Below are 12,544 nucleotides of genomic sequence, written 5' to 3' on the forward strand. Positions count from 1 at the left end.
TCGAAGCTGTATCTCATCGGTTTTTTGCCATAATTTGGGCGCACGTTCCGGCGCGGCTCAGGAGTCCTCCGGCCAGCCCGCCGCCCGCTCCACCTCCGCCTCCACCTCGGACCTCGGCCGGCCCTCGTCGCGGGCGTACTCGCTCACCGCGGTGAGTTCGTCGCGGGCGAGGTCGCGCCAGGCGCGCAGGGCGGTCTCGTAGGTCTCGGACTGGGCGCCGCCCGGCTGTTGCAGGGCCGGCGGCCCGTAGGTGTCCCGCAGTTCCAGGACCTTGTCGTGGGCCGCGTCGGCCGCGCGGTGCTTCGCCACGAGTTCGTCGAAGGTGTGTGCCACATCAAGGACATTAAGGACGGTCGCCGCACCCCGCCTCCCGAGACGGCCGGGTGCCCACCCGCGTGACCCTCAGCTCTCCAGGACGAGATCCGCCCACACCTGTTTGCCGCCGCTGACCGGCACGGTCCCCCAGGCGGCCGACACCGCCTCGACGAGCAGGATCCCGCGCCCGCCGGTGGCCTCCCAGCCGATGCTCGCGGGCTTCACCGGACTGCGCGGCGAGGCGTCGACGACGGCGATCCGCAGCCGGTGGTCGACCATGGTCAGGTCGAGCCGGACCGGGCCGTCGGTGTGGATCAGGGCGTTGGTGACGAGTTCGGAGACCACCAGCAGGCCCGTGTCCATGGCGTCGTCGGTGATGCCCCAGGAGCGCAGCGTGCGGCGGCTGAAGCGGCGGGCGTGCCGGGCCGCCTCCGGGACCCGCCACACCGTCCAGCTCTCCCGCAGCGGGAGCACGGCCATGCCGTCGTAGCGCATCAGCAGCAGGGCGACGTCGTCGATGCGCCGGGCGTTGCCGAGCAGGGCGTCGGCGACCAGCCCGAGGTGGCTGGGGTCGGAGGCGCCGAGGTCACGGGCGAACCGCTCCATGCCGTCGTCGATGTCGGCGTCGGGGGACTCGACCAGACCGTCGGTGGTGAGCGCGAGCAGGGTGCCGGGGCTCAGGCTGAGCTGGGTCATGGGGAAGTCGGCCTGGGCCACCACGCCGAGCGGCGGTCCGCCCTCGGTCCCGGCGATCTCGGCGGTGCCGTCCGGGTGACGCAGGACCGGCTGCAGATGCCCGGCGCGTACGCACCAGGCGGTGCCGGCCTCCATGTCGACGTCGACGTAGCAGCAGGTGGCGAAGAGGTCGCTCTCCATGTCCATGAGGAGCCGGTTGGTATGCGAGACGACCACGTCGGGGCTGTGCCCCTCGGCCGCGTAGGCGCGCAGCGCGGTGCGCATCTGGCCCATCAGGGTGGCGGCCGCGGCGCTGTGGCCCTGGACATCGCCGATGACGAGGGCGACGTGGTTGTCGGTCAGCGGGATCACGTCGTACCAGTCGCCGCCCACCTCCAGGCCCTCGGCGGGGGGCAGATAGCGGGCGACGGCCAGCGCGCCGGGCAGCCGGGGCAGCCGACGGGGCAGCAGGGCGCGCTGGAGCATGCCGACCAGCTCGTGCTCGGCGTCGAAGGCGTGGGCGCGCATCAGGGCCTGCCCGGCAAGGCCGGCGGCGGCGGTGAGCAGGGCGCGTTCGTCGGAGCCGAAGTCGTGCGGGCTGTCCCAGCCGATCAGACAGATCCCGGCCATCCGGCCGCCGGCGGGCAGCGGGAGGACGGCGAGGCCGCCGGGGCCGACCTCGGCGAGGGCGGGTTCCAGGGCGGTCGTGACGGGCCAGATCCGGGGGCGGCCCACGCGCAGGGCGGCGGCCAGAGTAGGCATGGAGCGCACCGGCGCGTCCGGCCATTCGGTGCGCCATTCGGTGCGCCACAGCTCGGGCCAGGACTCGGCGTCGGGCGGGTCCAGGACGGTGACGACCAGGCGCTCGTTCTCCAGTTCGGCCAGGGCGATGCGGTCGGCCTTGAGCGGTCCGCGCAGGGCGGTGACGACGGCCTGACTGACGTCCTTGACCGTGCCGGCGGTGGCCAGCGCGGCGGCGAGCCGCTGCACCCGGGCCACGTCGGTGACGTCGGAGCGGAGCGTGGAGGCGTCGGCGACGGTGCCGGCCAGCCGGGCGGGGTGCCCCTCGGCGGCCGGCACCATGCGGCCGCGCAGCCGCAGCCACTTGGGCGAGCCGGAGGGATCCAGGATCCGGAACTCCAGCTCGCGGTCGCCGATGGACATGTGGTCGGCCTCGACCACGGACATCAGGGCGGGCACGTCCTCGGGGAGGGTACGGCCCAGCAGGGTCTCGACCTTGCCGTCGAAGTCGTCCGGGCTCATGTCGAAGAGGGCGAGGATGCCGTCGCCGACCTTGATCCGGCCGGTGTCCATGGCGAGGCTGAACGCGTCGGCGGGCAGTTCGCCGGTGTCGGAGACGGTGGGGAGCGGGGCGGGCAGGGCGATCGCGTCGGCGATCAGTTCCAGGCAGGCGCGGTCCTCGGGGCCGAACCCGCCGTCCCGTTCGCCGACCACGACCAGGAGTCCGGCGCGGCCGGGCACCGGCAGGACCGCCAGCGAGAACTCCTGGGACGGGGTCCGCCGCGCCTCGGGGCAGTCGGCCAGTTCCCCGGGTCCCAGCCAGACGGGCCGTCCGGTGACGTGGGCCTCGGCGGCCGGGGACCGCCCCACGGCCGGGTAGGCGTCACGCAGCCCGAAGACGGTGCGGGGCAGTCCGGCCGACTCGGCCAGCCGCAGCACGGTTCCGTCGTCGCCGGGCGTGTACACCCCGGCGAACGCCGCTCCGGCGAACACCAGCGCCTGTTCGAGGACACGCCGGAGCCGGTCGGGTGCGCCGGGATCGCCCGTGAGCGTTTCGAGGGCTATTTCGGCGCGCTCCGTTCTGATTCCGCGTACCGCGGCGCCCTCACTGACCACGCCGCCATTACAGCGCTTATGAGGCGTCCGCGCAGCCCCTGTGACCGTTCCGTGGAGGCCGGGGGTCCGTTGCGCTCGAAAGGCACCGAACATGTCGTGACCCGTGCGTTCCGCACGGTGAGCTCGTGACAGACGTGACTGTCCGCGACCGTGCGGCGCCTGCGAGTGTCGGAGCCGGGCCACGGAGGGGGAGGCGGATGGACAGGCGGTACGAGGTGTACGCGCTCGCCGACGGGCATTTCTACGACACGCCCGACCGGCTCGGAGCGGGCGGGCCGCGGACGGAGCCGCTGTTCGCGACGGCGCGGCGCGCGGTGCCGGAGGGCTGGCACGCGGCGCGCTCCGGAGACTGGCTGACCATGACGCCGGTGGGTCCGGACGGTGCGCCGCTGCCGTCGCCGGCCCAGGGCTGGAAGATCCACTCCTCGGCGACCCGGGCGAACGCGGAGCGGATCGCCGCGATCGTGTGGGACTACTGCGTGCCGCGCCGCATCCCGTTCAAGTTCGTTCCGGGACCGCATCTGCTGCATCTGCGCAACGCCAAGTACGCGGGCCGCGACACCAGCGGCAAGTTCGTGACGGTCTACCCGGCCGACGAGGACCGGCTGCGGGAGGTGCTGCGCGAACTGGGCGCGCTCCTGGAGGGTTTCGAGGGCCCGTACATCCTCACCGACCTGCGCTGGCACGAGGGGCCGCTGTACGTCCGCTACGGCGCGTTCGCGCGCACCTACGTCGTCGACGAGCGCGGTTCGCTGGTCACGGCGGTGCGGGACGGCGCGGGCAGGCTGGTGCCGGACCGGCGGGCGCCCTCCTTCCAGGTGCCTCAGTGGGTGACGCTGCCGGAGTTCCTGCGGCCGCAGCTGGCGGCCCGGGACGCCACCACGGTCGGCGAGCTGCCGTACCGGATCGAGAAGGCGCTGCACTTCTCCAACGGCGGCGGGGTGTACGCCGGGACCGACACGCGGGACGGGCGGCGGGTGGTGCTCAAGGAGGGGCGGCCGCACGCGGGGCTCGCGGCCGACGGCGCGGACGCCGTCGCCAGGCTGGGCAGGGAGAAGGCCGCGCTGGAGGCGGCGGCCGGCACCGGGGTGGTGCCCGGGGTGCGGGACTGGTTCACGCTGGGCGACCACCGGTTCCTGGTGATGGACTTCCTGGCGGGCCGTCCGCTCAACGCCGTCTTCGCCGAACGGCATCCGCTGCTCACCCCGGACCCGGATCCGGCGGCCGTGCGCGCCTACACGGAGTGGGCGCTGCGCATCCACCGGAAGGTGACGGCGGCCGTCGAGGCGGTGCACGCGCGCGGGATCGTCTTCAACGATCTGCATGTCTTCAACATCATGGTCGGGCCCGACGAGGAGACGGTGTTCCTCATCGACTTCGAGGCGGCCGCGCCCGTCGAGGAGAACGGCCGTCAGGTCGTGGCCCACCCCGGCTTCTTCGCTCCGCCGGACCGCAGGGGCGTCGAGGTCGACCGGTACGCGCTCGCCTGTCTGCGGCTCGCCCTGTTCCTGCCGGTCACCACCCTGTTCGTCGTCGACCGGGGCAAGGCGGCCCATCTCGCGGACGTGATCGCCGGGCAGTTCCCGGACGTGCCGCGGGCCTTTCTGGACGAGGCGGTCGCGGAGATCACCCGGGGAACCCCGGCCGCGCGTCCCGTCGTACCGGCGGACTGGCCGCACAGCCGCGACTCGATGGTGAAGGCGATCCTCGCCTCGGCCACCCCCGAGCGCGACGACCGGCTCTTCCCGGGTGACATAGCCCAGTTCGGCGACGGCGGCGGACTGGGCCTCGCGCACGGCGCGGCCGGTGTGCTGTACGCCCTGGACCGGGCCGGCGCCGAACGCTACGACCAGGGCGAGCGCTGGCTGCTCGACCACACCGCACCGCCGCCGCCCGGCACCCCGCTCGGCCTGTACGACGGTCTCGCGGGCGTCGCCCATGTCCTGGACGGGCTCGGCCACCGGCAGCGCGCCCTGGACCTGGTGGCAGGCATCCTCCGGGAGAACTGGCGCAACCTCTCCTCCGACCTGCACGGCGGCCTGGCCGGTCTGGGCCTGGTGCTTGACGCCCTCGCCGACTCGGCCGGGGAACCGGAGCTGCGCGAGCGGGCCGCGGAGGCCGCCGAGATCCTTCTGCGACGGCTCGCCGAACCGCTGCCGGACACGCCGGGGCGGCGCGCCGGGCTGCTGCGGGGCGCGACCGGGCCCGCGCTGTTCCTGCTGCGGCGGTACGAACGGACCGGCGAGCCGCGCCTGTTGGCCGCGGCCGGTGAGGCGCTGCGCCGGGACCTGGACCGCTGTGTGGTGCAGAAGGGCGGCGGCCTGGAGGTCGACGAGGGCTGGCGCACGCTCCCCTATCTCGGCGACGGCAGCGCGGGGATCGGCCTGGTCCTCGACGACTGGCTCGCCCACGGCACCGACGCGACCGGCGTCTTCGAGCGGGCCCGCGCGGCCGTCCTGACCGCCGCCACCGCACGCTTGTACGCGCAGCCCGGCCTCTTCCAGGGCCGCGCCGGGATGATCCTGCACCTCGCCCGCACCGGCGCCGACCCGCAGCGGCTCGCCGCCCAGGTCGACGGGCTCGGCTGGTTCGCGATGGCCTACCAGGGCCAACTCGCCTTCCCCGGGCACCAGATGATGCGGCTCTCCATGGACCTGGGCACCGGAACCGCCGGGTGTCTGCTGGCGCTGACGGCCGCCCTCGACGGCGACCGCGCCGCCCACCTGCCGTTCCTCCCGCCGCCACCGGCGGCCCCCGCACGCGGCTCCGCACACTGACGGAGCCGTGGCACAACCCCGTCCCCGACAACACCGGGGGGACCGCTCGGTCCCCGGAAAGGACACGCTATGGCCCTTCTCGACCTGCAGACCCTGGAGTCCGAAGAGCGTCACGACGGCGGCGGCGCCAGCACGGTGAGCCTCCTGTCGTGTGTTTCGGCGGCGAGTGTTCTGCTCTGTCTCTGACCCGCACCGCGAACCCGGCTCCGGGCGGCCCTCTCCTGCGGGAGGGGGCCCGTCCGGGGCCTTCGCCGGAAGCCGTCCACCGAGACGAGGCCCGCGGCCGATGACAGATCACGCTCCCGACCTCTCGCGCACCGCCCTGCGCCACGCCGGGGTGCGCTGCGCCGTCCTGTGCGTGCTGAGTACGACCGGCACGGCGGCGGGGCTGCTGCTGCCCGCCGTGCTGGGCCGCACCCTGGACCTGCTGCTGGCAGGCGCCCCGGCGGCCGGCTGGGTGGCCCGGGCCGCCGCTCTGGTGCTGCTGCTCGCCCTGCTGGACGCCGGTGCGAGCGTGCTCGCCGGAACCGTCGACGCACGGGCCACGGCCTGGCTGCGCGGTCGGGTGACCGCACATGTGCTGGCCCTCGGGCCGCGCGCGATGACCCGGTTCGGCGCCGGGGACCTGGTGGCCCGGCTGGTCGGGAACGCCGCGCAGGCCGGTACCGGGCCCGCCGCCTTCGCCGCGCTGCTGGCCGCGTGCGCCGGTCCGGTCGGGGGCGTGGTCGCGCTCGGCGTCGTCGACCCGTGGCTGGCGGCCGTGTTCCTGGCCGGCGCCCCCGTACTCGCCGTGCTGCTGCGGGCGTTCACCCGGGACACCTCGGCGTGCGTGGCCGAGTACCAGCGGGAGCAGGGCCGGATCGCGAGCGCGCTGGCGGAGGCGGTCGACGGCCGGCGGACCATCGCGGCGGCCGGCCTCCAGGACCGGGAGACGGCCCGTGTCCTGCGCCCGCTGCCCGCACTCGGCCGCGCGGGGCACCGGATGTGGCGGGTGCAGGGCCGGGCGGCCGCCCAGGCGGTCACCGTGGGCCCGCTGCTCCAGCTCGCCGTCGTGGCGGTGGCGGGCTTCCTGCTCTCCCGGCACCGGATCTCGGTGGGCGAGGTCCTCGCCGCCTCCCGCTACGCGGTCCTCGCGACCGGTGTCGGCGTACTGGTCGGACAGCTCGCCGCCCTCACCCGGGCCCGCACGTCGGCGCGGCGCCTCGCCGAGGTGACCGCGTACCCCGCCCCCGCACACGGCACCCGTCCGCTCCCGCCGGGTCCCGGCCGCCTGGAACTGCGCGGGGTCACCGCCCACCGGGGTGGTCGCGCCGTCCTCGACGGCGTCGACCTGACCGTCCCGGGCGGCACCGTCCTCGCGCTCGTCGGCCGCTCGGGCACCGGCAAGTCCCTGCTGGCCGCTCTCACGGGCCGCCTCGCCGATCCGGACGCCGGAGAGGTCCTGCTCGACGGCGTTCCACTGCCGGCTCTCCCCCACGACGAGCTGCGCCGGGCCGTCACCTACGCCTTCGCCCGCCCGGCCCTGCTCGGCACGACCGTCGAGGACACCATCGCGTTCGGCCTCACCACCCCCTCCCCCGCCGAGGTCCGTTCCGCCGCCCGTCGGGCCCGGGCCGACGCCTACATCCGCCGGCTGCCCGACGGCGGTGCGACCCGGCTCACCGACTCCCCGCGCTCCGGCGGCGAGGCCCAGCGCCTGGGCCTCGCCCGGGCCTTCGCGCACCCCGGGCGGCTGCTGATCCTCGACGACGCCCTCTCCAGCCTGGACACGGTCACCGAACACCACATCACCGAGTCCCTGCTGGCCCCGGGCCCCGGACCGACCCGGCTGATCGTCGCCCACCGCGCGGCGACGGCGTCCCGCGCGGACACGGTGGCCTGGCTGGACGGAGGGCGAGTGCGGGCGCTGGGAACGCATGCGGAGCTGTGGCGGGACCCGGAGTACCGGGCGCTGTTCGGGACGCTGGTGGCCGAGGAGGCGGCACGGTGATCGGCCGGGTGGTGCGGGTGCGTCGGCCCGTGCTGGTGCGCCTCGTGTTCTGGTCGGTGCTGGAGGCCGGGCAGACCTTTCTGCTCGGGTACGCCCTGGCCCGCGCGCTGGACGCCGGGTTCCTGGCCGGGGACGCCCGGACCGGGCTGCGGTGGCTCGCGGCGGCCGCGCTCGGCGTCGGTGTCGGGGCGCTCGGGACGCGCCGGGTGTACGGGGTGGTCGCCGACCTGGTGGAACCGGTGCGGGACCGGCTGGTGGCGGGGGTGGTGGCGCGCGGGGTGCGGGAGGGGGACCGGGGGGCGCTGTCGGGGCTGACCCAGCAGGTGGAGATCGCCCGTGACACCCTCGCCGGGCTGGTGATGGTGTCCCGTTCGTTCGTGTTCACGCTCGTCGGCGCCCTCGCCGGACTGTGCGCCCTCGCACCGCCGCTGCTGCTGGTCGTGGTGCCCCCGCTCCTCGCCGGCCTGGGACTCTTCGCCGCGACCCTGCGTCCGCTGGCCCGCCGGCAGGAGGCCTTCCTGGTCGCCGACGAGGCCCTCGCGGGAGAACTGGGCGAGGTCTGCCCGGGACTGCGGGACGTCACGGCCGCCGGCGCCGAGGAGTACGTGGCCGAGCGCGTCGGGAAGCGCGTCGACGGCGAGTTCCGGGCCGCCCGGGCGCTGGCCCGCTGGAGTGTCGTACGGGTGGCGGCCCTGGCGGTCGGCGGCCAGCTGCCCCTGGTGCTGCTGCTTGCCACCGCACCCTGGCTGCTCGCCCACGGCGTGACCGCGGGTGCCCTGGTCGGCGCGCTCGCCTATGTCACCCAGTCCCTGCTGCCCGCCCTGCAGAACCTCGTGCACGGCCTGGGCACCAGCGGATCCCGCCTGACGGTGGTGCTGCGCAGACTCCACGCGCCCCCGGAACCCGACGTCGCGTCCGCCGAAACACCCGGCACCCCGGCCCCGGGCACACCCACCAGGCCCGTGGAGGCTCTCGGCACCCCGGACGCCGGTACGCCCGCTCGGACCACCGACGCCGCCGCCCGGATCCCCGGCGCCCCGAACCCCGACCCCCCCGCCCCCCCAGCCCTCAGCCCCGCCCTCTCGCTCGCCGCCGTGACCTTCGCCTACGGTCCGGCGAGCACCCCCGTCCTCGACGGGCTCGGTCTGTGTGTCCCGCGCGGTGGTCACCTCGCCGTCGTGGGGCCGAGCGGGATCGGCAAGTCGACGCTCACCGCGGTGGCCGCCGGGTTGCTGACCCCGGCCCACGGCGAGATCCGGGTGTGCGGGCACCCCGTGCCGGGGGCCCGGGCCGCCGAGCTGCGGGTGCTGATCCCGCAGGAGGCGTACGTCCACACGGGCACCCTCGCCGAGAACCTCGGGCTGCTGCGCCCGGACCCCGTCCCGGAACCGGAGCTGCTGGCCGCCGCCGAGGCCGTCGGGCTCACCCCGTTCCTGGAGCGGTGCGGCGGCCCGGACGCGCCGGTGCACCCGGCGGAGCTGTCGGCCGGCGAGCGGCAGCTCATCGCGCTCACCCGTGCCTACCTCTCCCCCGCGCCCCTCGCCCTTCTCGACGAGGCCACCTGCCATCTCGACCCGGAGGCGGAGGCCCGTGCGGAGCGTGCCTTCGCCGCGCGGCCCGGCGGCACCCTGGTGGTGGTCGCGCACCGGATCGCCTCGGCCGGCCGTGCCGAGCGGATCCTGGTGATGGACGGCCCGCGCACGGCGTACGGCACCCACGAGGAGCTGCTGCGTACCTGCGCCCTCTACCAGGACCTGGTGGCACCGGGCCGGCCGCGGCCGGCCCGGTGAGACAGGGTCACAGCCATCCTTCGCCCTGGGAGATCCGGATCGCGTCGACGCGGTTGCGGGCGCCGGTCTTGCGGGTGATCGCCGCCATGTAGTTGCGGACCGTCCCGTGGGACAGGTGCAGGCTCCCGGCTATCTCCGCGATGGACGCCCCGCCGGCCGCCAGCTCCAGCACGCTCAACTCGCGTCTGGTGAGCGGGATCTCGGCGGCCCTGAGGAATCCGAAGCCCAGCGAGTCATCGACGAAACGTTCCCCCTCGGCGGCGCGCCGGATCGCCTCCACCAGTCGTTCCGGCGCGCCCTCCTTGTCGACGTAACCGAGCGCCCCCGCTTCGGCGGCCCGTTTCAGCAATCCGGGTCTGTTCGCACCGGCAAGCACCACCAGCCGCGGCCGGGTGGTACCGGGCTCTACCGGGCGCAGGTCGCCCAACGGTGGCACGCCGTGGGTGCCGGAGCTGTCGAGGTCCGCCGCGCACACGTCCGGCCGTACCGCCCGGACCCGCCCCCGTGCGCTGTGCCACTGCGTGTCGTCCACGCGGAGCCCCGGTTCCCGGCGTAACCACTCCGCCAGGACCGACCTCACCAGACACGCGTCGTGGACCAGAAGTACCCGGATCACCGCCGCCCCCTCAGCCGAACTTCGGCTCTTCGGTTCATGGTGTTGAACGCGTGCCCCATTCTTGGCGTCCGCGACCGTTCATGGGCGCGAAGATCCGGCCATCAGGGTGCGCGGGGGCGCACGCCCGGCGCCCGTACACCGCCGCGCGCTTCGGCTGCGGGGGAATGTGCCGGGGCGAACGGGGTACGCGGAGGCGGCTCGGTGCGGGGACCGCTGCCGCTCTCGCCGTGCGCCCGTCGCCGCCACGAGGGAGTCTGGACCCCGAGGACGCGACGCGCGGCCGGACGAGGAGGTGGTCGGGCGTGTCCGACAGGATGGGGGCCCCTCCCGCGCCGGCTGTGCCGGGCCTGGAGGAGACAGCGGCCGACGCGACCCGGTCCGGCCGGCCGCCGCTGCTCTCGTTCGCGCTGGCCTCGTTGATGGAGGAGGTCCAGGCGCACTCCGGCGCGATCTATCTGCTCGCCGCCGACGAACCGGTCCTGGAGATGGCGGTGACGGCGGGGCTGCCCCGGGCCTTCGTGGCGCCCTGGGAGCGGATCGGGCTGAGCACGCCGATCCCGGTGGCGGAGGCGGTGCGCGAGCGGCGCCTGGTGTGGGTGGGCGGCGAGGAGGACATGGCGCGCCGGTATCCGCGGATCGCGGTGGTGCTGCCCTATCCGTTCGCGCTCGCCGCGGTGCCCGTGGCGACGGCGGACACCGTGTACGGGGCGCTGTACGTGACCTGGCCCGGTTCGCATCCGACGGTGCTGTCCGACCGGGAACGGGCGGAACTGACCTCGGCGGCCGACCGGCTGGCGAAGCGGCTGGAGCGGGCCGGCCGGGCGCACCGTACGCTGCGGGCCGAGCCGGATCTGCTGGCGGCGCCGGCGTCCGGGGTGGCGGGCACGCTGGGCACGGTGGAGGCGGCGCGGATGGTGGCACGGCTGCCGTACGGGCTGCTCTCGCTCGACCTGCACGGGCGGGTCGCCTTCGCCAACGAGGCGGCGGCCGAACTGCTCGACGTCCAGGTCGGTGACCTGCTCGGCACCCAGCCGTGGGTGTCGGTGCCCTGGCTGAACGACCCGATGTACGAGGACCGCTACCGGGCGGCGCTGATCAGCCAGCATGTGACGTCGTTCGTGGCGCTGAAGCCGCCGGGCGACTGGCTGTCGTTCCGGATGTATCCGAGCACGAGCGGGCTGACCACCCGGATCAGCCGGGCGCGGGCGGTCGCCGAGATGGTGGGCGCGCTGCCGCGCGCCGACGCGGCGCCCGGTTCCCGGCTGGTCACCATCTCGCAGGTGCTGAGCCTGGCCGGGGCGCTGACGGAGGCCGTCGGTGTGCAGGACGTGGTGCAGCTGGTCGCCGACGAGGTGGCCCCGGCCGTCGGCAGCCAGGCGCTGGTGATCCTCGGTTCCCGGGGCGGACGGCTGCACGTCCTCGGGCAGCGCGGGTACGACGATCCGCGGACCGTGGAGCGCTTCGACGGCCTGCCGCTGGCCGAACGGACGCCCGGCACCCATGTCCTGAACACCGGCGTGCCCGCGTTCTTCGAGTCGAAGCAGCAGCTGGAACGGTTGTATCCGGGCCGGAACAAGGCCCCGGACGGGTTCGCCGCCTGGGCGTATCTGCCGCTGATCGCGTCGGGCCGGCCGGTGGGCACCTGTGTCCTCGCCTACGCCGAGCCGCATGCCTTCCCCGCGGACGAGCGCGCCGTGCTGACCAGTCTCGGCGGGCTGGTCGCGCAGGCGCTGGAGCGGGCCCTGCTCTACGACGCGAAGAACCAGCTGGCGCACGGTCTCCAGGCGGCTCTGCTGCCGCACTCGCTGACCCCGCCGCCCGGCATCGAGGCGGCCGCGCGCTATCTGCCGGCCATGCACGGCATGGAGATCGGCGGCGACTTCTACGACCTGGTGCCGACCCGGCCGCTGGCGGCGGCGGTGATCGGGGACGTCCAGGGGCACAACGTGACGGCGGCCGGGCTGATGGGCCAGATCCGCACCGGGGTACGGGCCTTCACCACCGTCGGGCAGGCACCGGAGGAGGTGATGCGGAGCACCAACCGGCTCCTCATCGACTTCGGGGCGGATCTGTTCGCGAGCTGCCTGTATCTGCGGCTGGATCCGGAGCGGGGGCGGGCGGTGATGGCCCGGGCCGGGCATCCGCCGCCGCTGCTGAGACGCCCGGACGGGCGGGTACGGGTGCTCGACCTGGCCGGCGGCCCGCTGCTCGGCATCGACGCGGAGGCGACGTACCCGACCACCGAGGTGTCGCTGGCGCCGGGCTCGGTGCTCGCCCTCTACACCGACGGGCTGGTCGAGTCACCCGGTGTGGACATCGAGGACGCGCTGGTCGATCTGGGCGAACTGCTCGCGGAGAGCGGCGACCAGCCGCTGGACAAGCTCGCCGACACGCTCGTGCGGCACAGTGCGGCGGCGCAGGAGCGAGTCGACGATGTCGCGGTGCTCTTGCTCAGAGCGTGTTCCGACGGCTGACGGCCGCGGTGCGATGCGGTCCGGCCCTCCCGCCGGAGGGCCGGACCGTC

General features: G+C 75.0%; 8 protein-coding genes. 5 read left to right on the forward strand and 3 right to left on the reverse strand.

Annotation, left to right across the window (positions count from 1 at the left end):
- Window positions 1-57 precede the first annotated feature (57 nt).
- Window positions 58-333, reverse strand: a complete 276-nt coding sequence (locus ACZ5K7_RS18470) for a hypothetical protein (protein ID WP_351696961.1) — start codon at window positions 331-333, stop codon at window positions 58-60.
- Window positions 334-402: 69 nt separating this feature from the next.
- A complete protein-coding gene (locus tag ACZ5K7_RS18475; RefSeq protein WP_351696964.1) occupies window positions 403-2,847 on the reverse strand; it encodes a SpoIIE family protein phosphatase in 2,445 nt (814 codons plus the stop codon).
- Window positions 2,848-3,044: 197 nt separating this feature from the next.
- On the opposite strand from ACZ5K7_RS18475, the gene lanKC reads away from it, so the two are divergent.
- From lanKC to ACZ5K7_RS18495, 4 genes are all read left to right on the forward strand, one after another.
- Window positions 3,045-5,624 carry a class III lanthionine synthetase LanKC gene (lanKC, locus tag ACZ5K7_RS18480; RefSeq protein WP_468914601.1) on the forward strand — a complete coding sequence of 860 codons (2,580 nt, stop codon included), beginning with the start codon at window positions 3,045-3,047 and terminating at the stop codon, window positions 5,622-5,624.
- A 69-nt stretch (window positions 5,625-5,693) separates the two neighbouring features.
- Window positions 5,694-5,810, forward strand: coding sequence for a SapB/AmfS family lanthipeptide (locus ACZ5K7_RS18485; RefSeq protein ID WP_351696969.1), 117 nt, complete (start codon window positions 5,694-5,696; stop codon window positions 5,808-5,810).
- Between the two features lie 100 nt (window positions 5,811-5,910).
- The gene (locus ACZ5K7_RS18490) at window positions 5,911-7,614 is read left to right on the forward strand and encodes an ABC transporter ATP-binding protein (RefSeq protein ID WP_468914603.1); all 1,704 of its coding nucleotides are present in this window, start codon (window positions 5,911-5,913) and stop codon (window positions 7,612-7,614) included.
- Entirely contained in the window at window positions 7,611-9,404 is a 1,794-nt protein-coding gene (locus ACZ5K7_RS18495) for an ATP-binding cassette domain-containing protein (protein ID WP_468914605.1), read from the forward strand. The genes ACZ5K7_RS18490 and ACZ5K7_RS18495 overlap by 4 nt, the downstream gene beginning before the upstream one ends.
- Window positions 9,405-9,411: 7 nt before the next feature.
- Here the strand turns inward: ACZ5K7_RS18495 and ACZ5K7_RS18500 are convergent, their stop codons facing one another.
- Window positions 9,412-10,020 (reverse strand): response regulator transcription factor, encoded by a 609-nt coding sequence (locus ACZ5K7_RS18500; RefSeq protein WP_351696977.1) that lies wholly within the window; start codon window positions 10,018-10,020, stop codon window positions 9,412-9,414.
- Window positions 10,021-10,334: 314 nt separating this feature from the next.
- Here ACZ5K7_RS18500 and ACZ5K7_RS18505 point away from each other — a divergent pair, with 314 nt between their 5' ends.
- Entirely contained in the window at window positions 10,335-12,494 is a 2,160-nt protein-coding gene (locus ACZ5K7_RS18505) for a SpoIIE family protein phosphatase (protein WP_468914933.1), read from the forward strand.
- Window positions 12,495-12,544 lie beyond the last annotated feature (50 nt).

It is taken from the genome of Streptomyces sp. NPDC031497 (assembly GCF_055580905.1).